Source organism: Polaribacter sp. 20A6 (assembly GCF_011378915.1).
Classification (GTDB): domain Bacteria; phylum Bacteroidota; class Bacteroidia; order Flavobacteriales; family Flavobacteriaceae; genus Polaribacter; species Polaribacter sejongensis.
Genome location: NZ_WTPZ01000001.1, coordinates 725,583 through 750,318 on the forward strand (window position 1 = coordinate 725,583; position 24,736 = coordinate 750,318).

Sequence of the window (24,736 nt, forward strand, 5' to 3'; positions counted from 1 at the left end):
TTACTTTAAAGCTTCATTTAAAACGTTTATAATTTCGTCTTGTATGCTAGAAATTTTTTGCTCTGTAGTTCTAAATTTTTCTAAAATAACTTCAGGACTTTCTAAAGTATCGACTTCTTGGTGTGGGTTTTTAATATCTAGATTGTAGTTACGCTTTTTAATATCTTCAATAGAAACTTTCCAAGCGTATTCATTTTCTACACGTTTATTCCACCACTTTTTTTCTACATCAAACTCTTTAATGTTAATTGGCGTTCCTTTATTGTAGCTTTTTGCTCCTTTTGGGTATTGGTGTTCGTAATACCAAACCTCTTTGGTTGGTGTGCCTTTTTCAAAAAACAACAAGTTGGTTTTAATACTGGTGTATGGGTTAAATACACCATTTGGTAAACGTACAATGGTATGTAGGTTACATTTATCTAACAACTCTTCTTTAAGGCGAGTTTTCATCCCTTCGCCAAACAACGTACCATCTGGTAATACAATAGCACAACGTCCTTTATCTTTTAAGAGCTTAATAATTAAGGCTAAAAATAAATCGGCTGTTTCTTTGGTTCTAAACTTTTTAGGGAAGTTGGTTTCGGTACCATCTTCTTCTACACCTCCAAAAGGAGGATTAGACAATATAATATCTAGCTTGTCTTTGGTTCCCCAATCTGCATAGGGTTTGCTTAGTAAATTATCTCTACGCACTACTGGTAAATCGAAACCGTGTAACATTAAATTGGTAGTACATAGTAAATGCGGTAATGGTTTTTTCTCAATACCACGTATCGATTTTTGTAATACGTCTCTTTCTGTATAATCTTTTACTTGGTTTCTAACATGGTCAATCGTACATGTTAAAAAACCACCTGTACCACAAGCAGGATCTAATACGCTTTCGCCCAATTGCGGATTAATAATATCTACCATAAACTGCGTTACGGCTCTTGGTGTGTAATACTCACCAGAAGAACCTGCAGATTGTAGGTCTTTTAATATGGTTTCGTACAAATCGTTAAATACGTGGCTTTCTTTAGAGTCGTTAAAATCTATCTGGTTAATCACGTTTATTACTTGACGGAATAGTGTTCCGTTTTTCATAAAGTTATATGTATCATCAAAAACCGAACGTATAATTTTAGCTTGTGGGCTTAACGTAATATCTAATTCTTTTAATGCAGGAAAGAGTTCGTTTTCTATAAACTCCATTAAAGCATCACCAGTTAAGCCTTCATCATCTGCTGCCCAATTTTGCCATTTTAAGTGCTCAGGAATTGGAGATTGATAACCGTCAATAGTAATTTCCCATTCTTCTTCTTTATCGGCAAATATTTTCATAAAAAGCATCCACACCATTTGCGAGATACGTTGTGCATCTCCATCTACTCCTGTGTCTTTACGCATGATATCGCGTATTCCTTTTATGTTTGTTGTTATGTTACTCATTAAGCTATATTGTATATTTCGTTTTCTAATTCTTTTACTGCTTGGTCAAAATCTTTCTTTTTCCCAAAAGCTCTCACTAATTCTACAGGAGAACCCATTTGGCTTAAAGGTTGCACTTTTAATACAGATCCTTGTTCTATGGATGTAATGCCTTCTTTTTCGTATTTATCTAATAAACTGTACAATACTCTTTGAGCAGTTGCACTGTATTTTGCAAAATAGTTTCGTTTGCGCACATTGTTAGCGCGTTCTTTTCTTGTTAATGGTGGTTGATCATAAGCTATGTGACATATTAAATCGAAATCATCTAGATCTAAACCAACATCTTCACGCAATGCTTCTAATAAGACACCATGTTCTGCCAACTCTTTTATGAGTTCTTCTTTCTTTTCGGAATCATTCCATTTTTGAATAAAATCATCCAATGATGAAAACTCTTTTTCAATATTTTTTTTAGAGTAATCTTTTAATGACTCTGTAATTAGTTTTCCATCTTTTCCGTAATACTGTACACGCTCATGCACTATAGTTACAGGTATTTGATTGACGTAATATTTTGCTACACCATCTGTGGTGTCATCAATATCAATGTCTGGTGTTGTAGGTCTAAAATCTTCAGGATCTATTGATTCTCCATTATCTGGTTGTGTTGTATCTTCCCCTTCTGGTGGTATTACAGGTTCGTCAGGCAGTGGTTCGTAAATTTGAACAGGATCACCATCAAAATCAGGTCTTGCAAAAATGTTAGTGGCTTTTCTAAAATCCATAATCGTGAAAAACACTTTGCCTTCCGCTTCTCTAATTCGAGTACCACGACCAATAATTTGCTTAAACTCTGTAACCGATTGAATATTGGATTCTAAAACAATAAACTTAACCATTTTAGTATCGATACCTGTAGTCAACATTTTAGAGGTTGTTGCTATTACAGGAAAACGTTCTTCAACATCGGTAAAATTATCGAGTTCTTGCTTTCCAACTTCATCATCACCCGTAATTTTTACACAGTAGTTCCAATTTTTAGCAACTAAATCTGCATTTTCATTTATCAATGCTTGTCGCATTCTATTAGCATGATCTATATCTACACAAAACACAATGGTTTTTGCATAACGGTCTGTAGCTTTAAGATATTCTGTAATCTTTTTTGCTACAATTTCTGTACGTTCATCAATCGCTAATTTTCTATCGTAATCTTTTAAATTGTAAATACGGTCTTCTACTTCATTTCCATATTTATCAATTAAACCTGCAGTAGGTCTCCAACCTTCATCTACACTAGTTGTAATTCTTACTACTTTATAAGGTGCTAAAAAGCCATCTTCAATACCTTGTTTTAAAGAGTAATTATAAACAGGTTCACCAAAATAATCCATATTAGAAACATCTTTAGTTTCTTTTGGAGTTGCTGTTAAACCAATTTGTGTTGCAGAATCAAAATAGGTTAATACATCTCTCCATGCTGAAGCTTCTGCTGCACTTCCTCGATGGCACTCATCAATTACTATTAAATCGAAAAAGTCTGGACTAAATTCTTTGTAAGCGTTTTTATCTTCGTCTGTACTTGTTAGACCTTGATAAAGGGCAAAGTATATTTGGTAAGATTTATCAATCTTTCTGTTTTTAATAATATGCATGATATCATTTCCGAAAGGGGAGAAATCTCCGTTTTTTGTTTGTGTTAGTAGAGCGTTTCTATCAGCTAGAAATAAGATTCGTTTTTTAACGCCTGTTTTCCATAAACGCCAAATAATATTAAATGCAGTATAGGTTTTACCTGTACCTGTTGCCATGACCAAGATAATCTTGTTTTGACCTTTAGCAACCGCTTCTAACGTTCTATTCACAGCGTTTTGTTGGTAATACCTTGGCGTCATTCCGCTATCATCAGCATAATAGTCTTTTTCTACAATGGCTTTAGCTTCTGGAGTTTCAATTTCAGTATGCTTTAAGTATTTCTGCCATAATGTTTCAGGCGAAGGAAAGTTGTCTAAAGTTAATTCCTTTTCTAATTCACCTGATGTATTTGTTTTATCATGAAAAACAAAAGAATCTCCATTGGAAGTAAATATAAATGGGATTTGTAAAATTTCTGAGTATTCTAATGCTTGTTGCATTCCATGTCCGACTGCTTTTTTATTGTCTTTTGCTTCAATAATTGCAATTGGAATGTTTGATTTATAATATAGGATATAATCTGCTCGCTTGTTTTTTCCTCTTGTATATAGTTTACCTTGAACAATAATTCTACCATCCGTAAAAGAGACTTCTTCACGCACTTGAGTTCTCATATTCCAACCTGCTTTTTGAATGGCTGGATTAATAAATTTAGTACAAATATCTCTTTCGCTTAAATCTTTTTTATTCATGCTTGGTAACAATTTCTTTTCAAGCCCTAAAGTAAGCAAACGAACCGATATAGAATTATGGATTTCCGTAAAACTATAAAACTAGATTTATAGAAATGTATAAAGGATCAGAACTACAATTTAGAACCACCTTCAATACCTATTTTTTATATTTGATGATTCTGTTAAGAATAGTTTTAAGCAATTTTTTTATTATGTGCTAATGTATTTTAAAAACCTAATTTATTTCTTAATTTTGCTACAAATCCTCTTTTTTCTTTATCGGTAATTATAAATGATTCTTTAGTGTCAAATAAGCTAATATTTGTATTGTCTCTTTCTTTAATATGTTCCATATTTATAATGGTACTTTGACTTATTTTTTTAAAATTATAGATATCTAATTGTTCATCTAATTCAATTATACTTTTACAAACGTCTTTTTTTAATAACTCGTCGTTTTTACCATAAATATGTACGCAATTTTTTTTTGGCTTTGCAATGTCAAGATTAAAAGAAGCAGTACTTATATAGTACAGCTCTTTGGCCTTAAAGCGTAAGTCTTTATTTTTACCAATATGTAAGGTAATATATTCTGGGTTTTTGATGATTGAGGAGTTGTTTGATTGACCAATAATTTTATTTTTTAGAATAATTTGAAAATCATCAATATCAAAAGGTTTACTTAAAAATCCAGAAATATCAAGACTGTTAATTACTAATTTTTCGTTGTTAGTAGTTGAAGTTAAAAAGATTATTTTTTTATTGGTCGCTATTTTTTTTGCTAACTCTATACCATTGTAAACTGGCATTTCAAAATCTACAATAAGTACATCAAAATCTTCTTGCTTTATCTGTTCGGCAGCTTTTAAAGAACTACTATAACTTTTTATATGTTGTAAGTTATAGTCTTTACTAATTTTATCAATTTTAGCTTTAACATTTTTTAAAGTACTAGGTGAATCATCTACTAAGATATAACGTACCATTATTTTAGTTTTAAAGTTAATTCGGACATGTATTGTTTATTTGGTAAAGCGGTACATTTTAGTTTGCTACCAGGGTAATAAACATTTATCAATTGTTTTAATGCATTTAAGCCGAATTGAGTTGTTATAACATTGTTATCGTCTAAAGTTTGTTCTGTACTGTTAACTAAGCAATAGCTTAATAGATTTTGATCGTTTTCTTTTAAAGAGATATTTATAAAAGAATTATTTTCATTTAAACTACCATGTTTTAATGCATTTTCTACAAAAGGAAAAAATAAGGTAGGTTTAATTTTTATACTGTTTAACTGTTCTTTATTCAAGGTATTGTTCAGTTCTATTTTAGCATTAGGTTTTAAGTAGTTTATAAGTTCTAAAAACATATTAATATGTTTTACCTCATTTTCTAAGGTTATGCCTTCATTATTTAAAGCCGCAACATTATAGTCTAAAAGTTTGAAAATATTTTTTAATGCTTTTATTGAAGGAATCTTATTAGTGTCTTTTTCTTTTTTATACTGATAGCCTAAAAATGTTTTGTATGAATTTTCTGCATTTTCTAGATCTTCATAAATTTGGGTGATCACATTTTTCATAAAATGTGATCCTAGTCTAGTATTATTTGCTTCTACATTTTTATAGTCAGCATAACGTTCGTATGCTTTTTGTTGCAGATCTATTAATCTTTTTTGATCAGATATTTCTTTTTCTTTATTATCAAGGGTAGCATAATGTTCTTGTTTGTGTTTTTTTAATTCGTTTTTTAAATTTAAAATTTCAGACTGACTTTTTACTTCCTTTTGTTTAAGGTTATTAATGATTTTTAATTTGTCGTTATAGTTATTGAATGCTATTTCCCTGTTTTCTAGTTTGATTATTAATTTTTCATTCTTTATTCTGAAGGAACGCTTTTTGTAAAGGTTATACCAATTTCTGATAACCATTAATAGTAATAAAATAAGTAAAATATTAGCTATTAATTCTAATATTTCTAACTGTTCATTTAAATCTGAGTACCTATTCATAGCAATAGTCTATCTGTCTATTTTTTAAATATCCCAAAAAAGTAGGGATACATCCCAAATATAGGCTCTCTGTCATAAATAAAGAAATTAAATTTAAATCTTCCGCAAATTGCAGGTGTAATCGAAGTTTTATAAAAGAAATACTTCTGGTTAATTAGGTCGAAATAAGCTGAAAAAAGACTTTAAACAGGAGTAAGTAAATTTAAAAAATAAATAATTATGGCCAAGTCAAGCGGATTAAGAAATGCACCTAGTACAACAGGAAGACCTTCAGGAGGAGGAAGAGGAAACAATGCTCCAAGAACATCTGGTGGAAGTTCTAGTAGCGGGAATTCTTCTTCTTCAGGTTCTAAAGGTGGAGGATCTAAAGGGAAGTAATTTATTGTAGTAGTTGTCTATGTTAAAATGAAATATTACAATTTTTAACATAGGCAAGTATTATAAAATGTAGAAGAATGTAAAAACTAATAATGAGAATAGACTTATTATTGTAGGTCCACAAGTATTAAAAAAGTAATAAAAAATCGGAAGAAAAATAATTTATAAAGGTTGATAAAAAATTTTAGTCACTTGTTTTTATGGTAAGCTTCAAGAATATTTTATTTCAAAAAAAGAGATCAAAATTATTTAAAGAGATCAAATTTAATAATTAAACCTAAGACTTAATATGAGTTCTTTTAAAGATGTTTTTTAAGGTTATGAAATCTATTTTTATATAAAGCTACTTACAACCTTGGATCACCATAAATACTCATTTTTTTAGACTGAATGACATTCATACTACAAAAACCAAAACGATTGGTAATCTTGCCATAACACGCATAAATTCCCATTCCGTTTATTGGAAATTGATGTACCACATTTGTAAAATGTACTGCATCAAAATAAATACCATCAGCATCTATAAAGGTACTTAAACGCATGAGCTTACCTTGTGATGTTTTGTTGTAACGGGTAGTCACTAATAAACCATAAAGCAATACGTTTTTATTTGAAAACTCAGGCATGTTTTTTGCTTTTGTATGCGGACATAATTTGTCGGCAAGCAATGAAAAATAATCATGAATTGTAAAACCTAATAATTCCATTTCATCATAGACATTTTCTAACCAATGCGTATTTAATTTCGGAATTTCAAAATGCTGATTTTGTACTCGAAATAATTTTCCTTGTTGCTGTTCTATAGGCTTTTTTGTACCGCTTAATTTAAAAGTAGCTTGCCATAATAAAGCTGTTTTTGGTTTGTTTGTAAATCGAAATGCGTCAATTCGGATTAAAATCGTTAGTTGTTCTATAGAGATGGTAACACGATCTATAAAATCATCCAAAGAAAGAAAAAAACCATACAATTGACGCTCTGTTAAAATCCGTTGGATTAATAAATGTTCTAAGTTTTTAAGGTATCCAAAACCCAAGTAAATGGTTTTTCCTTTTACCGTATTTGCGTGATCACTTTTATTGATACAAGGCAACTCTACAATGGCTCCACACATTTTTGCTTCGTGGATATAATGCTCTTGTGAATAAAATCCGCCGCCATTATTTAAAACCGCCACCATAAATTCAATAGGGTAGTAGCATTTTAAAAATAAACTTTGATAACTTTCTACCGCATAAGAAGCCGAATGGCCTTTTGCAAAAGCATAGCCTGCAAAACTTTTTATTTGATTCCATACTTCAAAAATTAACTCGTCTTTGTGTCCTTTTTTTCTGCAATTGTCAATAAATTTATCTTCTACTGCTTTAAATTCTGCTACAGAACGATATTTTCCGCTCATTCCTCTTCGTAAAACATCGGCTTCACCTAATGTTAAATCGGCAAACTGATTGGCGACTTTCATGACATCTTCTTGATACACCATTACACCATAAGTCTCTGGCATAATTTTTAATAAAATAGGATTTGCTTCTTTTCTTTTTTCAGGAAAACGATGTCTTTTTATAAATTCATCTTTCATTCCAGAACCAGAAACGCCTGGTCTAATAATAGAACTTGCAGCCACCAAACCAATATAATTTTCCGTTTGTAATTTTTGCATCAAGCCACGCATTGCAGGAGATTCTACATAATACGCGCCAATAGCACCACCAGTTTTTAAAAGATTGTTGATGTTTTTATCCTTCTTAAAAGTTTCCACATCTGTAATGTCTATCGGCGGATCATCAGGATTATTTTCTTTGATAATTTCTAAGGCATCTTTAATTTTTGCCAATCCACGTTGTCCTAAAATATCAAACTTAAAAATACCAACATCATCTGCAATATTCATATCAAACTGAACGGTAGTAAATCCTTTTGGCGGCATACTAGTTGCTGAATAATAATGAATCGGTTTGTCTAAAATTAAAATCCCTGCAGAATGTACACTCACATAATTAGGAAACCCTTCAATGAGTTTTCCGTATTTTAAAACTAGTTTGGCAATATCATCGATATCAGTATTGGTTTTTCCTTTACTTAATTTATCAATCTCTTCTTTAGGTAAACCAAAGACTTTACCCAATTCTCTAACTACTGCTCTGTATTTAAAAGTAACATAGGTTGCAAGCAAAGCCACATTGTCAAAACGATCAAAAATATATTGCGTTACCGTGTTTCTGTCTTTCCAAGAAAAATCAATATCAAAATCGGGAGGAGAAGCTCTAAACGGATTGATAAAACGTTCAAAATATAAATCCAATTCAATAGGATCTACATCTGTAATTCCTAAAATATAAGCAACAATACTATTGGCACCGCTTCCTCTACCAACATGAAAAAAGTTATTGCTTTTAGCATATTTGATAATATCATAATTGATTAAAAAAAAGGAAACAAATTTTAAATCAATAATTACTTTCAATTCTTTTTGAAGTCGATCGTGTACTTTTTTAGTTGGATTGGAATAACGCTTATGAATATTCTCATTACATAATCTCAATAATGCTTTACAGTCTTGCTCAAAACTATTATAGTATATATTTAGATTCTGGTTTTCACGAGCGTCATTAAATCCGAAGTTAATAGTACATTGTTGTAAAAGAGATTCTGTATTTTTAAGGATAAACAGAAACTCGTTAAAGTGGTTTTGTAACGCTACTTTCGAGTGCATTACATCGGATGTTAAACATTCTTCTGTTGTGGGTAATTTACTTAAAAGTGTATTGTTATCAATGGCACGTAATAATCTGTGTGCGTTAAAATCCTTCTTATTTCTGATGGTTACTTGTTGTTGAATGACTAATTTATCTTCATACTTTTTTAAATGAGAAAATCGAAGTTTATTAATCTCAGCAATAGAAATTCCAATAAATTCATGATCTTTAAAATCTATGATATTTAATTCCAGCACTTTTTCAAAAGGATATATGATAAACACATCTTCTAATGAATCTGCTTTATCAGGAATGGAAGTTTTAGATTCTAAAAAAGTAGATAAATATTGATTGATATTTTGAAACCCAACATTGCTTTTTGCAAGTGCTACAAATTGTTGTTGATTGCCATTTCTAAAATCAACACCAATCACAGGTTTTATGTTCTCTTTTTTAGCTTGTTGTACAAAATTCATACAAGCAGAAGTATTGTTGATGTCCGTTAAAGCAAGCGTGTCAATATTATTTTCTTTAGCAAGCAGCAATAGTTCTACTTCGGAAAATGTTCCGTAGCGCAAAGAATAATAAGTATGACAATTTAGATACATAAAAGGATGAATTATTGTTTTCTATGTGCCAAGACCAACGGTGGTTCTCCGTTAAAAGGATTGTTAAAACGACCAATAGATTTTGCGCCCATAGAAGCTGCTCTCATAATACTTTTCTCTCCGTATTTGTTACGAACCGTATCCATTGCATTGTATAGATCTAGCATTTGTTCCGTATCATCAAAAAGATTAATCTGATAATTACCACTGACAATATCAGATACTTTTACACCTACCAGTCGAATTAATAATCTTCGTTGATACAGTTTTTTAAACAAATCTAAAACTGCAGGAATGATAATATGATCTGCACTCGTATAAGGGATTTTTATTTGTTTGTTATAGGTGTTAAAATCAGAATATCTAATTTTTACACTAATTACACCTGCTAATTTATCTCCTTTTCTCAATTGATAGGCTAAGTTTTCTGCCATTGCAAAAATGGTTTCTTTTAACTTTATCATATCAATCGTATCTTTTGTATAGGTTCTTTCTGTGGATAAAGATTTACGTTCGTGAAAAGCAATAATTGGTGGATTGTCAATTCCATTGGCACGTTTCCAAATGGTTTTTCCATTTTTACCTAAAACACTAATCATCATTTCTAAAGGCATTTCTTGAATTACCTTTATTTTATCAACGCCAAGGTTTCTAAGAATTTGATAGGTTTTATTTCCTACGGATGGAATCTTTTTAATAGATAAAGGAGCTAAAAAATCTTTTTCAAAACCTGCATCAATTAATAATTGATTATTTGGTTTTGCTTCTCCAGTGGCAACTTTAGAAACAATTTTGTTTTGCGACATTCCGAAAGAAATAGGTAAACCACTTTCTTTAATAATTCGTTGACGTAATTCAGAAGCATATTTATAACTCCCAAAAAAAGCATCCATTCCAGAAAGATCAGCATAGAATTCATCAATACTCGCTTTTTCAAAAATCGGTACTTTTTCTTTGATGATTTCTGTAACAATATTAGAGTATTTAGAATAGATACTTGTGTCTCCTCTAATCACGGTTGCTTCAGGACATAACTTTCTTGCAATTTTCATAGACATACCCGAATGCACTCCAAATCTTCTGGTTTCATAACTACAAGCGGCTTCAACACCTCTGTCTCCAGTTCCGCCAACCAACAACGGTTTCTTTTGCAATCGACTGTCAATCAATCGTTCGCAAGAGACAAAAAAAGTGTCTAAATCGAGATGTAAAATATTTTTTTTCACGGTGTAAAATTAGCTACAAATTCATACATTTTTTGCTCAATATTGTAGCATTATGAATAATTTATCTAAAAACATCAAACATTTAAGAGGTTTAAAAGGACTAACACAAGAGTCTTTGGCGGAAGAATTATTGGTAACAAGATCAAGAATAAGTTCTTATGAGGAAAATAGATCTTCGCCAACTATCGATTTTTTGATCGATTTTTCAGCTTATTTTAAAATACCAATTGACATCATTATTAAAAATGATTTGACAAAAGCAAAAGATGTTTCTTTTATTGAAGTGGGAAATAAAAGGGTATTGTTTCCGATAACGGTGGATAGTGATAATGAAAATTTGATTGAGGTAATTTCAGCAAAAGCATCTGCTGGTTATTTGTTAGGATATGATGATCCTGAATATATTGAGCAATTACAAAAAATAAAATTGCCGTTTTTACCAACGGGAAAACACAGAGCTTTTCCGATAAAAGGAGATTCTATGTTGCCCATGAAAGATGGTTCTTATGTTGTAGCAGAATTTGTAGAAGATATTAAAAATGCTAAAAGCGGTGTTTCGTATATTGTAGTTACAAAAGATGATGGTATGACGTATAAAAGGTTGTACAATCAAGTAGAGGAAAAGCAATCTTTTTTACTAAAACCAGACAATCCTTCTTATCAGCCTTATGAGGTGCCTGTTTCTGAAATTTTAGAATTATGGAAATTCACCTGTAGTATTAATACACAAGAATATGAGGAACACGAATTAAAATTAAGCAGTATTATTCAAATGTTTAATGGGTTAGGAGTAGAGTTAGAGGCTTTGAAGAAGTCTTTAATTTGATATAATTATACAAAAGTCTAAATATACTTTTTTACAAAAGTACAATTGTATAAAAGCACATTTGTATAAAAGTATTTTTATATAAGTGTACATTTATATTTATTTAAAAAACGAAGGTAAATTATTGTAAAATTTACCTTCGTTTGTGTTTTAAGGGTAAAATATACCCATGTAGTTTTTCCGTTTTCAAAATCAGTTGATTATTTTTTATCATTTAACTAGAAATTATTAACTGATTTTTAAAATGAGCCCGAGCGGCAGGCTCACGTACAGTTTATCTTTTTATATAAAGGTATAAGTGTGTAAAAATATAAAACGATAAAATTATTTTTCATCCAAAACTAAATCTCTAAATTCTATTAACTTTTGCTTTAGTATATGAAATTTTAATTTTTCATCTGTACAATTAAGGCTTACGGCTGTAATATCTGCGGAGTAAACAACTGCTTCATTAATTGTATGCCATTTAGAATTAGAGCATAAATCTTCAATTCCTTTTTCAATTAAATCTTCTTTAAACCCTGAAACATCTAATTCCACTTCAAAGAAAAAATTATCAAATTCCTTAAGTCCCTCTGAAGGATAAGGAGTGTTTTTTCTAATCATTTTTTTTAGTAGGTCAACAATAATATTACTATCTTTTAAATACATATTTTACGCTTTTTTTTGATTGATTATTAATTACATAGTTTCCATCCATTATTAGTTTTTTTATATTTAACTTGTTTGAATATTTCTTTAGGATTTAACTTCTCATGTGCTTCTCTAAAAAAAGGAGTTTCTTTAATGCGGATTAATTTTACTCTTACATCTGCAATATTTTTTTCTGGTATTTCATGGATTTCTTCTATACTGCCAAAAGTGTATTCACAGATTCTAAACTTTCCTGAAATCTCGCCATTATATTTTTCTCTAGCACTAATTAAGAATTCTTTAGCTTTTGGGGTTAAGTCTACTTTATACCTATCCCTCATTGTATAATTTCTTTTTATACGTTGTAATTCTCCTACGGTGTAAAGTCCTTCTTTTTCTAACTTTTTATATGATGCTATAAAGTTTCCATTCTTTTTTTTAGAACTATCAGACCTTTCTAAAATACCAAAAGAAGATGTATTAGTCTTTATAAGGTTTTCTCCTGCTTGACAAGCAATAAATAACGATTCAGCTTTGCTGGTAGTTAGTTTGTCTGAACTACAAGATGTTAGTAGTATTAAAAATATGATTATTAGGGTTGATGTTTTGATTTTCATAAGCTTATTGTTAATTAATATTAGGTGTTTTTTAGGCACAAAAAAAACGTTGGGACTGAATCTTATTAGTTTTAGAGGTCTCGCCAGAAACCCAATCCACCATAATAAGAACAGCCCAACGCAAAACGTTGGGCGTCTTATCTTTTGAAAGTGGTGGATTATTAACTGGCGAGTTTCTAAAACCAAATCAAAAGCTAAACGCTTTATATGTATATTTTATAATTGTATTTTTTCTTATATAATTGTATTTATTTCAAATTTAAGCAAACTTTTTAAAAAGCAGATTACTTATGTTTAAAATGATTCAAAAAAGCTTATTTAAATTTATTTTAGAGCGTTTTTAATAGCATTATTTACTAAATGTTTCATACTAGTGTCTTCTTGTACAGCTTTTAGTTTTAATTTTTTAAGCAGTTCTTTTTCCATGTAAAATGAAAACTGAATTTCTTCTATTTCTTTTGTTGCTATCGGAACAATCTTTTGAATTGTTTTATTTTGATTGCTAGATTTAGCTTTATTAATAAGCTCGTTTATGTTTTGTTTTTCCATAATGATAGATTTGTATTTTTATAGATTTATAGAGATCTATATTTATATCAATTTTGTTAATATTTCTTTAGTTAAATTATCTAATTGTTTTTGAGCATTTTTATCATTTCTTACTCCTTTAACTAAAACAGACCTTGTAAAAGCAACCAAGTCACTAATGTGGGTGTTGGCTATTTTTACATTGTATTCTTCTAAACCAATAAGTATATCTATAGTTAATGTAGTATTGGCTTTTATCATATTAAACACAACCAATGTCTCTGCTGTTTTATTTGCATCTTCTATCAGTTCTAAAGTGCCTTTGATAGCTAATAGATCTAAGATTCCTGCTTTGGTGGGGACAATCACTAAACCCGCTATTGCAATCAATTTAGGTAAGTGATTGGATAGGTAAGGAGGTGTGTCGATAAAGATAAAATCATAATCTAGTTTTAGAATATCATCTATTTTCTTCTTAAAAGGAATAATCTCAAAATCTGTTACCAATTCTTTTAACTGTGATAAACTTCCTTGTAAATCAAAATCTAAAACAGCAACTTTGGCATTTTTAGAAATATTTTGAGCAAGATTAAAAGTTAGGGTTGACTTACCAACTCCTCCCTTTTGATGTGTTACGAGTACGATTTTTGGCATGATTTATAGTGTTTTCAATTGTTTGTTCTTTAGTTTCTATCCTTTTTAGTAATGTTTCTTTTTCTTTGGGAGAACCATTTTTAAGTATATATTGATTGATAAACATTTCTCGTTGTCTTCGTTTATACTGGAAAAAATCATCAAAACTTTTTTCATTCATATTAATCCATTTCATTCTATCAAAACCAACATGATAGGTATTTCCTCCAATGGTTCTAGTTGTAGAGCGTTCTTTGGTTGTTGGTGTTAATTTTAACCTTTGGGTTTTGTCTTTCCTGCTGACTATTAAGTGGACGTGACTATTGACTCCTGGCTTCAATTCTCCTGCTTTATAGATCCCATTTTTAACTTCATCATCAGTACCTTTAAATTTTCTAAAATGTTCAATTTTTGCAAAATAAACTAAGTCGTTACCTGATTTTAATCCTTTGTCTTCTCTATTAAAATTCTTTGCATAATTGTTCATTATTAATTTTGTGTATTCTTTAATTTTATCATTGAATAATTCATATTCTCTAGCATTAAGCTCCCAGACATTTTCAACTTCTTTTTTATCTGTAACCGATTGTATAATATGCTTTAATTCTTGTTGACTAAAATTGATTGTTGGAGCAAAATATTTAGCATCTTTTTTTCCTAATTTCTTAATATTCTTATCAATACTAGAGATTACTTCATTGGTGCTAATGTTGTTTTTAGAATGGGAGAAAAAGAATTGTTTCCTATTTTCAATTTGTCTAGCTTCATCAATAGATTTTGTTTTTTTTAAAAGTTTATCTAGTTCATTATTTTCTTTTTCTAGATACATTGCCAAGTCAATACAGCTAGAAGTATTTGTAGCACCTAGTGTGCTATGAGGTTTACTTATTGGCATATTATTCAAAAATAGATTTAAGAGTTCCCTTAATACCAGATTTATTTTTGGTATCTATTAAATCGGCGATTTCCATAAAAGCTTCTTGTTGTTTGTGGATTTTTCTATTCACTTTATTCAACTCTCCTTTAAGTTTATCTAGCTCTTCCGTTAAGGTTATTGTTCTATCTCTGTCAAAATTATTTATCTTTATTATGGAATCTTGTACCCATTTTAATAAGGTTGAAAATTGTTCTTTTTGTTCTTTAGCATGTTGAAATACTTCGCTTCTTAAAGGCTTTAAAATATCTCGTTCTTGTACTTTTAAAAAAGATACAATTCGCTTATCTAAAACCTTAACCATAGCAGCAGGATTTTCATTTATAGCTTCTACTGGATTGATGCCTGTTTTCTTAAAATAGATAATCATAGATTCTATTAAATCTCCATATTGAGAACCAAAAGTTTTAGATATTTTAACTAATTCTTTATGATGGAATTCTTTAATTAAAATGCTTTTTTTTGCCATGTTTATAGTTTTTGTTGTTGATAATCAACGAGTTGGTTGTTTGTTTATAATCTTGTTATAAAATATTATATTCTTAATTATTGACCTAAAGTCAATAAAATCAGTGCTTTGAACCCCGTAGGGCAAGTTGAAAATAGGGGAGAAGTGCAACAAAGCCCCTGTTCAACTTGCTTCTTTATAAGAACACATGTTAGCACGTAAACAAAACTGATTACTAAGAATGAATTTTATATTGAATATTTTAAAACCTTCTACTTTTTCCATCTAGTTTAATTTGATTAAACATTTGATAAAAGCGATCATAAACTCTTTCACCATATCTTTTCTTTATTTCTTCAAAGCTTAGGTTTGAAGTTATAAAAGTCTTTGTGCCTTTGGTTATAAATTCATTATATCGATACTCTAAAATCCTTATAAAAATATCTTCCTTCCCGTAATTTGATGCTTCTTTTTCAGCTCCTAAGTCATCAAATAGGTATGTACCTCGGGCGTAATATTTTATGATATAATCCTTTTTATTGCTCTCTGAAAGATTGAACTGTTGGATTACATTTTGAGTAGAAATAATTGGTACCCATAATTGTTTAATTGAGTATAATTTGGATATGTTTTGAATAATTTGAAAGCTAGAAGTTTTGCCTGTACCATTATTTCCAAAAACAAATAAGCCTTTATTTAGATTACCATTATGTTCTGTTTCAAAAGTAGGATCTTGAACAAAGTATTTACAAAAAGCATTTAAAAATTGTTTATTATTATCATCTACTTCAAAAGATCTTCTTTCTAAAGCGTAGTATTTTTTTGCTTCATTATTGAAAAGTTCTTTTAATTGATTTGTGGTCATAATTTTTTCTTTTTTTTGCGCAACTTTTTTTCTTTTTTCAAAAACTATGTTTTGAATGATTTTTTGCACTGATTTTAAACTCATAACTTTTATAAATTTTTAAATTCATTTAATTAAATTATTTCTTTTTATATTTTCTTTATTTGTATACTCTTTATTACTATGTGTAGGGATTTCTCTGTGACGGTTTTTTATCGTGTCGGTATTTTTCCGACACGGTAAAATCATTACTGGTTCAGAATTTAATACATATGTGTTTGGGCTAAATTTTCCAGATGTTCTTTTCTGTTTTTCTTTAATTATCCAACCAGAATTTACTAGTTCTTTTAAATATTTTCTTAAAGTGTCTTTGGAGTAGTTTAAAGCAAGCGAGAGGTAATAATTCTTAAATTCCCAATCGTTTGGTTTAGAACACATGTAAATGAATAAAAATCGTGCTCTATCAGTTATTTGATTATCGTTTATTAGTTCATTTGGAGCTATAGTGAAATTCTTACTTATATTATTCTTAACATTATTCATTTTCTTGGTTTTTGGAACTCTATTTTTTAAATGGAGTTTTAAACCGTATATTTGTTTCGGAAATACGGTATTATTGGTAAATGTTGTTTCTTTTGAAAAAAATTGATTGCATAGTAGTTGGAGCTACTATGCTTTTTTATTTTTAAGAGTATAGGAGAGTGCCTCAGATTCTATATCTTGTTTAGATTTTACTTCGTTTTGAAGCATCCAAGATTCTAGTTTTTCTTTGTTGAAGAAAATTACTTTACCATTAGGTTTACTATGTGGTATAGATTTAGAGCTAGTTAACTTATACATGTAACTAGGTTTTATGGAAGTGTATTCACAACCTTCTTCAAATGTAAGTACTGTTTTATTTGATAATAGAAGTCTTTCTAATCTATCAAATCGTTGATTTAGTTCAATAATGTTCATTTTTATTCTTTTAAAAATTAATAATGAACAAAGTCCTTTGTTTTCTTTTACTATGAATTCGAAACAAAGATATATCTAAAGGAAAAGTGTATTTTGATTTGAGATGGAATAAGACTTAATGAGATTATTTGAGAAAAGGGAGTGTGATTTTATCTGTTTTTAAAGCTGTTGCAGTTTTTCCAGTTGTTGAAAATTTACTCGTATGTTTCGTGAAATCTTCAGAATTTAAATAAATGTCTGATTCTCCATCAAACATTTTAATGTATTTGTTTAGATATATTCCTTGTAACATATTATCATCGAAATTACCGTTTTCTTTAAGTTGAAATAGAACTCTACTAGCATTAATTTTTATTGTTGAATCAAATATTAGAGTTCCTTTTTGGTAGTTTTCAAAATTACCATTAATTAAGTTAGATAGTAGGATGTTTATATTATCTTCTTTTTTCCCTCTTGAAAATAATCCTTTTAAGTATTTGATTAATTCTTCATTATTTGAATTAACCTTATTTTTTGTTATAGTTTTCTTTTCTTTTGACTTCTTAAATTTTTCAACCGTATGCTTTATTGAAGAAAATTTGTATACATACATAATTAACATAATAAAAGAAAATAGATTAAGTAAATATGTTATGGCAATCCATGGTGTTCTAAAGAAAACTCCATTTAATGCCAAAATCATAGCTAAAAGAAAAAACGTTTTTATAAAATATTCTGGGTTTAGATTAAATATTTTTTTACCAATAGTAATTAAAATAGGTGTGAAGAATTTTGTAACCCCGATACAAAATATAATAATTGTTGCACTATAAACTATTATATAAATGGCTGTTAATATACTCATAACTATAAAATATTTAATTCAGGTATTAATGTTGCTGCTTCTTTCATTTTTTTGTCAATGATCTTTGCGTAAATTTCCGTGGTTCTTATCTCTTTGTGTCCCAGTCTTTTAGATACGGTATAAATGTCCGCGCCGTTTTCAAGTAAAAGTACAGCATTCGTATGTCTGGCGCTGTGAAAAGTTATGTGCTTCGTAATTCCTGCAAACATGCACCAACGTAAAAGAATCAAATTCATCTGTGCGCTGTAATGTAAATTGACAAAAACTCTGTCGTTTTCATCCTTTCTTTCCCCTAATAATTCTCTAGCTTGTTTGGATAGATATAAATACTCAACCCCATTAGTTTTCTTTTGAGAAAAAATTAATTTATGAATGTCATTTCCATGTTCATCTTTTCCTTCATCTCGTATTTCGCTCCATTTCATTTTATTAATATCTGACCACCGAATTCCTGATAGGCAGCTGAAAATAAAGGCAGTTTTTAGTACAGGAATTTTACATTCAGTTTTTGATAGTGCTTGAAGTTCATCAATAGAAAGATATTCTCTATGAGTTTCTCCCATAGGAATACTTTTTACCTTACTTACAATATTTTCATTAATATAACCTTCTTCAAAGGCTGCGTTTAAACAGGCTTTAAATTTATTGTAATAAGTATGCTTGGTATTTTGAGCAAGTAGAGCGCCCGATTTCGCTTTTGCTTCTGTGTGTAGATATTTTTGAAAGTCTTTTACAAAATCAATATTTATATCATTAAAGGTAGTTGTTGGGGAACAAAATCTTTCAATATGTTTTTGTGCAGCTGTCCAATTATCATAGTTTTTTTCAGATTGATAACGTTCTTCTTTCTTTAAATCATAAAATTGAAGAAAACTATGTTTACTCTTATTTCCGTTTTGAATTTTAAACTTTCCTTGATAATAATCTGCTTGCCTTATTGAAAGTATTTTTTCTGCAAGTTCAAGAGTTTCTTTGTTGCTCTCTTTTTCCTTTTTTGATTTAGGATCAATGAATAAATATTTTTTTAAATACTCAAACTCTCGGTTGTGTTTAGACTTTCCGTTTTTATCTATAATTGTACCTTTATAGTATTCTATAAAAAGACTATGTTTACCTGTGTTTAGTTTTTTCTTTTTTAAAGTAATTTTCATAGAAGGTGGATTTAATTACACCTCTATTGAAAATTATATTTTGAGGTGGATTAATGAGTCCATTAATCTCCTGTAAAAGTAAATTAAAAGAAAATAAAAACAAAGATAATTTTTATAAAATACTGATTTTAAGAACTTTGTTTTCGTTTAGCTTCCTTTGTTTGACTTGCTTACTTCCCAATACAAAAGTTCCCAAATATATGTCCTAAAATATCTTTATCAACATCATACTCCCCAGTTATATTCCCTAAATGACGTAAACACTCTCTAATATCAATAGAAAATAAGTCTGTAGAGATTTCTAGATCAATACCTTCCTGTACAGAAGAAATAGCGATTAAAGCATTGTTTAAAGCCTCAAAATGACGCGAATTGGTCACAATAGTTTCATTGTTACTTAAAGCACCAATATTAACCAAAGAAGTCAATTCGTTTTTAAGTTCTTCAATTCCTGTTTTGTTTTTAGCAGAAAGCAGAATTAAATTCTCAATATCAGATTGCAAAATAGAAGAATCAGAACAAGACAAAGTATCAACTTTGTTGGCAATTACTAACAAGCGTTTGTTTGGGAAACGTGTTTTTATGGTTTCTATTTCTTCTAAAAATTCCTCACTAGAGTAGGAGTACTTATTAGAATCGATTAAGAAAATAATCAACTGCGCATTTTCTGCTTTTTCGTACGCTTTTTTAATCCCGATACTCTCTACAACATCTTCCGTTTCTCTAATTCCGGCAGTATCAATAAATCGGAAAGCAACACCATCAATAATCATTTCATCTTCAATAGCATCTCTGGTTGTACCAGCAATATCAGAGACAATGGCTTTTTCTTCGTTTAAAAGGGTGTTTAATAAAGTCGATTTCCCAACATTTGGTTCTCCGATAATAGCAACCGGAATTCCGTTTTTCATTGCATTTCCAAAAGAAAAACTATCAATTAAACGCTTTAAAACAAAAGTGATTTTTGCCACCAATTCTTTAAACTTCGTTCTATCTGCAAACTCCACATCTTCACCAGAAAAATCGAGTTCTAACTCAATTAAAGCAGCAAAATCTAACAACTGAACACGTAAATCTTTCAACTCATTGGTAATTCCGCCACGCATTTGCTGTATTGCCATTTGATGACTTGCCGCAGAATTAGAAGCAATTACATCGGCAACCGCTTCTGCTTGACTTAAATCCATCTTACCGTTTAAAAAAGCACGCATGGTAAACTCACCATTATCAGCCATTCTACAACCATTTTGTAAGAATAATTGAATAATTTCTTGCTGAATAAAACTAGAACCATGACAAGAGATTTCAACTACATTTTCTCCTGTATAAGAATTAGGGTTTTTAAAAACAGAAACTAAAACTTCATCAACAAGAATATTATTTTGTATAATATGTCCTAAATGAATGGTGTGCGTTTTCTGATTCTTTAAAGTCTTTCCTTTTTTTATCGATTTAAAAAAAGCATCAACAATAGTGATAGCATTTTCTCCAGAAAGTCTAATTACAGAAATAGCGCCAACACCAGCAGGAGTTGCCAAAGCAATAATAGTATCGTTTTTAATCATGTTGCAAAAATACATAAAGATTTTATCAGAAAAGAAAAAAGCTGAACACAAAATGTGTTCAGCTTTTTAGGTAATTGGGGGAATAAAGTTTATAAGTTTAAGATTGCTCTTTATCAACAATATTCTTGATGTCTAACTGTTGGTTGGGTAATATCTCTAATGTTCTCATTGGGAACGGGATACTGATGTTTTCTTTGTCAAACGCTTGTTTAATTTTTATTATCGCGAGACTTTTAGCCTTTAATTTTCCCATTGCATTGGTAGAATCTACCCAAAATCTGCATAAAAAATTAATAGAGCTATCACCAAACTCGGTGTAAAAGAATTCTACTTCCTTATTAGCTTCATTTTGTGTAAAATTGTTAGAAATTACTTCTCTAGTTAGCGCTTCTACCTTATCTAGATCTGCACCATATTCTACACCACATTCTATAGAAATTCTCATTTTCTTGGTGAGAGAATAATTTTTAAAAGGACTTTCTAAAATGGTTTTATTGGGTATAACTACCATATTATTATCTGCCTCTTTTATAACAAAGTAATTTAAATTAATATCTATTACTTCACCAGAATAACCATTGGTTTCTACCCAATTACCAATGTTTAAATTTTGTCTAAAGGATAAAACAACACCAGAAATAGTGTTAGAAAGTGTACCTTGTAGCGCCAAACCAATCACAATACCAGACACGCCAGCAGCAGAAATAATGGCTTTTAGGGTATCATCAAACTTTAATACAGTCATGGCTAAATACAAGCCAAGTAATATAGTTAGGGCAGAGGCAAATCTAGAAACTAAATCTCTAACAGATTTTTGTCTTATTTTTTTTCCTATCGTTTTGTTTACAATAGAGTTCATTCCTCTTGAAGCAAAATAGGCTATAAATAGTACTACTATTGCAATAGCAATGTTGGGAATGTTTTTGATAAAGACATCTTTCCAGATCTCTAGTTTTTCAGTTATTTTATCCATTTTTTAATTAAGTGATGAAATTATTTTGAAGTAATGTAAGCTAATTTTATTATTCTACAAAACTACTGTCCAATACGTCACTCGTGTTTTTAGACCATGCATTCAACATCCAAGAAGATTTTTCTAGCTCTCTAATGTATGCTCCAATTAAATCTGCCGTACCTTCATCTTCGACTTCATTGGCTTTCTTTATTACTTTAGAAAGTTGTGTTAAAATTATATTCTGATCGTTTTTTAGAATGTCTACCATTTCAACATCGGTTAATAATGGACTAGATTCTTTAACGTTAGAAACTTCTATATAATCAGATAATTTACTAATTGGGTGGTATTTTAAGGTGACAATTCTTTCTGCAATATCATCAATTTTAAGTTTTGTATCATTATACATGTCCTCAAATTGATTGTGTAATTCAAAAAAGTTTTTACCTAAAACATTCCAATGAAAATTTCTTAATTTCTGATAATACACTTGGTAATCTGCCAACAGTACATTTAATTCTGATACCACTGGTAATGCTTTGTCTTTGTCAATATTTAAGTAATTCATAATATATGTTTTTAAGTTCCATACAAAATTACAATCAATGCATAGTTTGTCTTTGCTCAAATAGAATACATATTAACTCAAATACTTTTTTATAAAAATAACAACTCAAAATATGTAACAAAACAAACTTTTTTAAGTCTAATAAGTACACAACTAAAACTTTATATATAAAAATGAAAGAAGATAAACAGCTATTAGTACTTACTCATTTAAGTCAATTATTAGATTTTGTAACCGGCATTGGTGGCTTTATAGTTCCCTTAATTTTATGGATCACAAAAAAGGATGAAATCTTTGGAATGGATGCACACGGAAAAGCAATTCTTAATTTTAGAATCTCTATGTTTATCTATATCTTAATTTGTATCCCGTTAATTTTTCTTTTCGGATTAGGAATTTTAGGGTTCATTGTAATCGGAATTTTCTATTTAATTTTCCCAATTATAAACGCCATAAAAGTTAGTAATAATGAAGCACCAAATTATCCTTTTAGCATTGCATTTATAAAATAGAAAAAGAAGAAAGTAGCTTATTAGAATCGTCCATTTTTAGGGCGATTTTTTTTTTGCTATAATTACGCTTCGTAAGTTGGGCGTTCCCTAAAAAGGTCAGGCTTTACACTATATCTTTTTGTAAAAACAAAAAGGATGCCGTTCCAATCCTTAACGCAAACAAAATATAGACTATAAGAAAAATTGATAGCTTTGTTTTTAGTGGTGTTATTTTGTTTTAAAAGATTTAAAATCAAAACATTAGGTACTTGTTGTTGAATCTTTGGTTTAGGTGTTTTTTTGAATTTATAGAGGTGTTAAATGACGTGGTTTCATCTTTAGAGATAATAAAATTAATAAAAAAAAGCTCTAAATCATATAAAAAAAGAAGTAAATAGTTGATTTAAAATCACAAAAAATGAAGACTAAATGTTCTTTATAATATCTTCATATTCGTAAAAAAAGAGCTCGAATTTAGGCATGGTTTCCATGTAAAATTCAAAACAATCTCTCCAAGAATTTTTATTATATACACTAAATTTTCCTTCGAAAGGAACATAAATTCTATGAATTATTTTACCGCTTTCTAGCTCAAATTCATCGTTAAAAATCACCTCTGGTAACTCTGTTTCTAGCAATGTTTTTAAAGATAACATTTGGTCGTAATAAAGCAAATTCACCAATTCATCTGGGTTCTCAATATCTAAACAAACCATGGCTTGTTTTCTTTCTGCAACAAATTTAAAAGAGAAACCTTTAATTTTAGTGTTGTATAATAACCATTTTCTAGGGAAAGATTTCCCAAAACTAGTCCAAAAATCTTTTCGTAAAAGTGCTGATTCTTCTTTAGAGAACATTTGTTATTTTTTATTCGGTGTAAATATGTGAACCTTTTCTGTGCTAAAACCATTAGAAAACCAGGTTCTATAATATAAAAGATCTGTATTAAAATTGGTAGCAATAACGTTGGCTATTGCTTCTAATTTGGTGTTGTTAAAATCGGTATTTGCTTTATCAATATTTAATACAATACCAAAATTATGCTCTTTTGGTACATTATCATCCCATTCATTTAAGGTTCCAATTTTATAAGGTTTGCTTATGTTATAATCGATTCCGTTAAAGTTAACTTCTGCACTTTCTGTTTCACCTTCAGTTATAAAAGTCATTTCAGGTAATGATAAAACCAAACTAAACTGATCACAAAACTCTTTTAAACTCAAATCTACAAAAGCAGAAAAATGTTCAATTTTAGAAATATTATCTATATCCATATCTAGTGTTTATCCGTGTATTTTAGCCGTATTACCACGTTCTTTCATCAACTCTGCTTCAAAAGCTAGTAAAGCATTCCATTTTTCGTTAACAATCTCTTTGTCTTGATATTGGCGTGCAAATTGTAAAAAAGTAGTATAATGTCCTGCTTCAGAAATCATTAAGTTATTGTAGAATTTAGACAATTCCTCATCTTCCATGTTTTCAGAAAACACTTTAAAACGCTCGCAACTTCTTGCTTCAATTAAGGCAGCAACTAACAAACGCTGAATTAAAGCATCGGTTCTGTCTCCAGTCTTTTTAAAGAATTTTTGCAATCGGATAGCATAATCATTCTTTTGCTCACGTCCTAAAACCATTCCGCGTTTTACCATTAACAAATGCACCATTTTAAAGTGTTGCATTTCCTCAATAGCAATATTGCTCATTTCCTTTACCAATTCTGTCTCTTCAGAATAATTAATAATAATAGAAACTGCATTAGAAGCTGCTTTTTGCTCTAAAAATGCATGGTCTGTAAGTATTTGCTGTAAATTATCTTTGGCTATTTCTGCCCAAGAAGTTTCGGTTTCAAATTGTAGTCCTAACATACTTTTATATTTTTTTGTAATCTAAAGCTCAAATAAGCTATAGATTTAATTCTTTAGCATTTACAAAGGTTTTCTATCTACTTTAAAAATAGGGGAAGCATTCGTATTACAATTAGGTAATACGACAGCTATAATAACCTGTTTTACAAAATAGTGTACCTTCAAAAAAAATTGA

Annotated in this window: 26 protein-coding genes; 3 read left to right on the forward strand and 23 right to left on the reverse strand. The window is 29.6% G+C overall.

Annotated features, from left to right (window positions below; genetic code table 11):
* From GQS57_RS02845 to GQS57_RS02860, 4 genes are all read right to left on the reverse strand, one after another.
* Entirely contained in the window at positions 1 to 1,431 is a 1,431-nt protein-coding gene (locus GQS57_RS02845) for a class I SAM-dependent DNA methyltransferase (protein ID WP_165731002.1), read from the reverse strand.
* Positions 1,431 to 3,800: an EcoAI/FtnUII family type I restriction enzme subunit R gene (gene hsdR / locus GQS57_RS02850; protein WP_165731004.1), complete on the reverse strand. Its 2,370-nt coding sequence runs from the start codon at positions 3,798 to 3,800 to the stop codon at positions 1,431 to 1,433. The genes GQS57_RS02845 and hsdR overlap by 1 nt, the downstream gene beginning before the upstream one ends.
* 209 nt (positions 3,801 to 4,009) lie before the next feature.
* Complete coding sequence (locus GQS57_RS02855; RefSeq protein WP_165731006.1) at positions 4,010 to 4,768, reverse strand: LytTR family DNA-binding domain-containing protein; 759 nt, start codon at positions 4,766 to 4,768, stop codon at positions 4,010 to 4,012.
* Complete coding sequence (locus tag GQS57_RS02860; protein ID WP_165731008.1) at positions 4,768 to 5,793, reverse strand: hypothetical protein; 1,026 nt, start codon at positions 5,791 to 5,793, stop codon at positions 4,768 to 4,770. The genes GQS57_RS02855 and GQS57_RS02860 overlap by 1 nt, the downstream gene beginning before the upstream one ends.
* 219 nt (positions 5,794 to 6,012) lie before the next feature.
* Between GQS57_RS02860 and GQS57_RS02865 the strand changes: the two genes are divergently transcribed.
* Complete coding sequence (locus GQS57_RS02865; RefSeq protein ID WP_165731010.1) at positions 6,013 to 6,171, forward strand: hypothetical protein; 159 nt, start codon at positions 6,013 to 6,015, stop codon at positions 6,169 to 6,171.
* Between the two features lie 347 nt (positions 6,172 to 6,518).
* On the opposite strand, the gene GQS57_RS02870 is transcribed toward GQS57_RS02865, so the two are convergent.
* Together GQS57_RS02870 and GQS57_RS02875 are read right to left on the reverse strand one after the other, a co-directional pair.
* Positions 6,519 to 9,476 carry a DNA polymerase III subunit alpha gene (locus tag GQS57_RS02870; protein WP_165731011.1) on the reverse strand — a complete coding sequence of 986 codons (2,958 nt, stop codon included), beginning with the start codon at positions 9,474 to 9,476 and terminating at the stop codon, positions 6,519 to 6,521.
* Between the two features lie 11 nt (positions 9,477 to 9,487).
* A complete protein-coding gene (locus GQS57_RS02875; RefSeq protein WP_165731013.1) occupies positions 9,488 to 10,702 on the reverse strand; it encodes a DNA polymerase IV in 1,215 nt (404 codons plus the stop codon).
* Positions 10,703 to 10,754: 52 nt separating this feature from the next.
* On the opposite strand from GQS57_RS02875, the gene GQS57_RS02880 reads away from it, so the two are divergent.
* Positions 10,755 to 11,528: a LexA family transcriptional regulator gene (locus tag GQS57_RS02880; RefSeq protein WP_165731015.1), complete on the forward strand. Its 774-nt coding sequence runs from the start codon at positions 10,755 to 10,757 to the stop codon at positions 11,526 to 11,528.
* A 324-nt stretch (positions 11,529 to 11,852) separates the two neighbouring features.
* Here GQS57_RS02880 and GQS57_RS02885 read toward each other — a convergent pair whose 3' ends face one another.
* From GQS57_RS02885 to GQS57_RS02950, 14 genes are all read right to left on the reverse strand, one after another.
* The gene (locus tag GQS57_RS02885; protein ID WP_165731017.1) at positions 11,853 to 12,179 is read right to left on the reverse strand and encodes a hypothetical protein; all 327 of its coding nucleotides are present in this window, start codon (positions 12,177 to 12,179) and stop codon (positions 11,853 to 11,855) included.
* Between the two features lie 26 nt (positions 12,180 to 12,205).
* On the reverse strand, positions 12,206 to 12,778 hold the full coding sequence (locus GQS57_RS02890; RefSeq protein WP_165731019.1) for a hypothetical protein: 573 nt from the start codon (positions 12,776 to 12,778) through the stop codon (positions 12,206 to 12,208).
* Positions 12,779 to 13,102: 324 nt separating this feature from the next.
* A complete protein-coding gene (locus GQS57_RS02895) occupies positions 13,103 to 13,327 on the reverse strand; it encodes a hypothetical protein (RefSeq protein WP_165731021.1) in 225 nt (74 codons plus the stop codon).
* A 42-nt stretch (positions 13,328 to 13,369) separates the two neighbouring features.
* Positions 13,370 to 13,960: a ParA family protein gene (locus tag GQS57_RS02900; RefSeq protein WP_165731022.1), complete on the reverse strand. Its 591-nt coding sequence runs from the start codon at positions 13,958 to 13,960 to the stop codon at positions 13,370 to 13,372.
* Positions 13,914 to 14,834, reverse strand: a complete 921-nt coding sequence (locus GQS57_RS02905; RefSeq protein ID WP_165731024.1) for a DUF5712 family protein — start codon at positions 14,832 to 14,834, stop codon at positions 13,914 to 13,916. Before GQS57_RS02905 ends, GQS57_RS02900 begins: the two co-directional genes overlap by 47 nt.
* Before the next feature lies 1 nt (position 14,835).
* Complete coding sequence (locus GQS57_RS02910; RefSeq protein WP_165731026.1) at positions 14,836 to 15,342, reverse strand: BfmA/BtgA family mobilization protein; 507 nt, start codon at positions 15,340 to 15,342, stop codon at positions 14,836 to 14,838.
* A gap of 241 nt (positions 15,343 to 15,583) precedes the next feature.
* Complete coding sequence (locus GQS57_RS02915) at positions 15,584 to 16,270, reverse strand: hypothetical protein (RefSeq protein WP_165731028.1); 687 nt, start codon at positions 16,268 to 16,270, stop codon at positions 15,584 to 15,586.
* A gap of 21 nt (positions 16,271 to 16,291) precedes the next feature.
* Complete coding sequence (locus GQS57_RS02920) at positions 16,292 to 16,708, reverse strand: helix-turn-helix domain-containing protein (RefSeq protein ID WP_165731030.1); 417 nt, start codon at positions 16,706 to 16,708, stop codon at positions 16,292 to 16,294.
* A gap of 126 nt (positions 16,709 to 16,834) precedes the next feature.
* Positions 16,835 to 17,122, reverse strand: coding sequence for a helix-turn-helix domain-containing protein (locus tag GQS57_RS02925; RefSeq protein ID WP_165731032.1), 288 nt, complete (start codon positions 17,120 to 17,122; stop codon positions 16,835 to 16,837).
* Positions 17,123 to 17,246: 124 nt separating this feature from the next.
* Positions 17,247 to 17,966, reverse strand: a complete 720-nt coding sequence (locus GQS57_RS02930) for a hypothetical protein (protein ID WP_165731034.1) — start codon at positions 17,964 to 17,966, stop codon at positions 17,247 to 17,249.
* A gap of 2 nt (positions 17,967 to 17,968) precedes the next feature.
* Positions 17,969 to 19,117 (reverse strand): site-specific integrase, encoded by a 1,149-nt coding sequence (locus GQS57_RS02935; protein WP_165731037.1) that lies wholly within the window; start codon positions 19,115 to 19,117, stop codon positions 17,969 to 17,971.
* Between the two features lie 170 nt (positions 19,118 to 19,287).
* Positions 19,288 to 20,682, reverse strand: a complete 1,395-nt coding sequence (mnmE, locus tag GQS57_RS02940; RefSeq protein ID WP_165731039.1) for a tRNA uridine-5-carboxymethylaminomethyl(34) synthesis GTPase MnmE — start codon at positions 20,680 to 20,682, stop codon at positions 19,288 to 19,290.
* Between the two features lie 97 nt (positions 20,683 to 20,779).
* Positions 20,780 to 21,655, reverse strand: coding sequence for a mechanosensitive ion channel family protein (locus GQS57_RS02945; RefSeq protein WP_165731041.1), 876 nt, complete (start codon positions 21,653 to 21,655; stop codon positions 20,780 to 20,782).
* A gap of 49 nt (positions 21,656 to 21,704) precedes the next feature.
* Positions 21,705 to 22,205 (reverse strand): Dps family protein, encoded by a 501-nt coding sequence (locus tag GQS57_RS02950; RefSeq protein ID WP_165731043.1) that lies wholly within the window; start codon positions 22,203 to 22,205, stop codon positions 21,705 to 21,707.
* Positions 22,206 to 22,378: 173 nt separating this feature from the next.
* On the opposite strand from GQS57_RS02950, the gene GQS57_RS02955 reads away from it, so the two are divergent.
* Positions 22,379 to 22,717 carry a DUF4870 domain-containing protein gene (locus GQS57_RS02955; protein ID WP_165731045.1) on the forward strand — a complete coding sequence of 113 codons (339 nt, stop codon included), beginning with the start codon at positions 22,379 to 22,381 and terminating at the stop codon, positions 22,715 to 22,717.
* 404 nt (positions 22,718 to 23,121) lie between these two features.
* On the opposite strand, the gene GQS57_RS02960 is transcribed toward GQS57_RS02955, so the two are convergent.
* From GQS57_RS02960 to GQS57_RS02970, 3 genes are read right to left on the reverse strand one after another with little or no spacing between them, the layout of a single operon-like run.
* Positions 23,122 to 23,553 carry a DUF4268 domain-containing protein gene (locus GQS57_RS02960; RefSeq protein ID WP_165731047.1) on the reverse strand — a complete coding sequence of 144 codons (432 nt, stop codon included), beginning with the start codon at positions 23,551 to 23,553 and terminating at the stop codon, positions 23,122 to 23,124.
* A gap of 3 nt (positions 23,554 to 23,556) precedes the next feature.
* On the reverse strand, positions 23,557 to 23,970 hold the full coding sequence (locus tag GQS57_RS02965; RefSeq protein WP_165731049.1) for a hypothetical protein: 414 nt from the start codon (positions 23,968 to 23,970) through the stop codon (positions 23,557 to 23,559).
* Positions 23,971 to 23,979: 9 nt separating this feature from the next.
* Positions 23,980 to 24,561 (reverse strand): tRNA-(ms[2]io[6]A)-hydroxylase, encoded by a 582-nt coding sequence (locus GQS57_RS02970; RefSeq protein WP_165731051.1) that lies wholly within the window; start codon positions 24,559 to 24,561, stop codon positions 23,980 to 23,982.
* Positions 24,562 to 24,736: the final 175 nt, after the last annotated feature.

Bases quoted from the DNA above. Each gene is read 5' to 3' on its own strand.
- GQS57_RS02845 (WP_165731002.1), bottom strand. From the start codon at position 1,431: ATGAGTAACATAACAACAAACATAAAAGGAATACGCGATATCATGCGT.
- hsdR (WP_165731004.1), bottom strand. From the start codon at position 3,800: ATGAATAAAAAAGATTTAAGCGAAAGAGATATTTGTACTAAATTTATT.
- GQS57_RS02855 (WP_165731006.1), bottom strand. From the start codon at position 4,768: ATGGTACGTTATATCTTAGTAGATGATTCACCTAGTACTTTAAAAAAT.
- GQS57_RS02860 (WP_165731008.1), bottom strand. From the start codon at position 5,793: ATGAATAGGTACTCAGATTTAAATGAACAGTTAGAAATATTAGAATTA.
- GQS57_RS02865 (WP_165731010.1), top strand. From the start codon at position 6,013: ATGGCCAAGTCAAGCGGATTAAGAAATGCACCTAGTACAACAGGAAGA.
- GQS57_RS02870 (WP_165731011.1), bottom strand. From the start codon at position 9,476: ATGTATCTAAATTGTCATACTTATTATTCTTTGCGCTACGGAACATTT.
- GQS57_RS02880 (WP_165731015.1), top strand. From the start codon at position 10,755: ATGAATAATTTATCTAAAAACATCAAACATTTAAGAGGTTTAAAAGGA.
- GQS57_RS02885 (WP_165731017.1), bottom strand. From the start codon at position 12,179: ATGTATTTAAAAGATAGTAATATTATTGTTGACCTACTAAAAAAAATG.
- GQS57_RS02890 (WP_165731019.1), bottom strand. From the start codon at position 12,778: ATGAAAATCAAAACATCAACCCTAATAATCATATTTTTAATACTACTA.
- GQS57_RS02895 (WP_165731021.1), bottom strand. From the start codon at position 13,327: ATGGAAAAACAAAACATAAACGAGCTTATTAATAAAGCTAAATCTAGC.
- GQS57_RS02900 (WP_165731022.1), bottom strand. From the start codon at position 13,960: ATGCCAAAAATCGTACTCGTAACACATCAAAAGGGAGGAGTTGGTAAG.
- GQS57_RS02905 (WP_165731024.1), bottom strand. From the start codon at position 14,834: ATGCCAATAAGTAAACCTCATAGCACACTAGGTGCTACAAATACTTCT.
- GQS57_RS02910 (WP_165731026.1), bottom strand. From the start codon at position 15,342: ATGGCAAAAAAAAGCATTTTAATTAAAGAATTCCATCATAAAGAATTA.
- GQS57_RS02915 (WP_165731028.1), bottom strand. From the start codon at position 16,270: ATGAGTTTAAAATCAGTGCAAAAAATCATTCAAAACATAGTTTTTGAA.
- GQS57_RS02920 (WP_165731030.1), bottom strand. From the start codon at position 16,708: ATGAATAATGTTAAGAATAATATAAGTAAGAATTTCACTATAGCTCCA.
- GQS57_RS02925 (WP_165731032.1), bottom strand. From the start codon at position 17,122: ATGAACATTATTGAACTAAATCAACGATTTGATAGATTAGAAAGACTT.
- GQS57_RS02930 (WP_165731034.1), bottom strand. From the start codon at position 17,966: ATGAGTATATTAACAGCCATTTATATAATAGTTTATAGTGCAACAATT.
- GQS57_RS02935 (WP_165731037.1), bottom strand. From the start codon at position 19,117: ATGAAAATTACTTTAAAAAAGAAAAAACTAAACACAGGTAAACATAGT.
- mnmE (WP_165731039.1), bottom strand. From the start codon at position 20,682: ATGATTAAAAACGATACTATTATTGCTTTGGCAACTCCTGCTGGTGTT.
- GQS57_RS02945 (WP_165731041.1), bottom strand. From the start codon at position 21,655: ATGGATAAAATAACTGAAAAACTAGAGATCTGGAAAGATGTCTTTATC.
- GQS57_RS02950 (WP_165731043.1), bottom strand. From the start codon at position 22,205: ATGAATTACTTAAATATTGACAAAGACAAAGCATTACCAGTGGTATCA.
- GQS57_RS02955 (WP_165731045.1), top strand. From the start codon at position 22,379: ATGAAAGAAGATAAACAGCTATTAGTACTTACTCATTTAAGTCAATTA.
- GQS57_RS02960 (WP_165731047.1), bottom strand. From the start codon at position 23,553: ATGTTCTCTAAAGAAGAATCAGCACTTTTACGAAAAGATTTTTGGACT.
- GQS57_RS02965 (WP_165731049.1), bottom strand. From the start codon at position 23,970: ATGGATATAGATAATATTTCTAAAATTGAACATTTTTCTGCTTTTGTA.
- GQS57_RS02970 (WP_165731051.1), bottom strand. From the start codon at position 24,561: ATGTTAGGACTACAATTTGAAACCGAAACTTCTTGGGCAGAAATAGCC.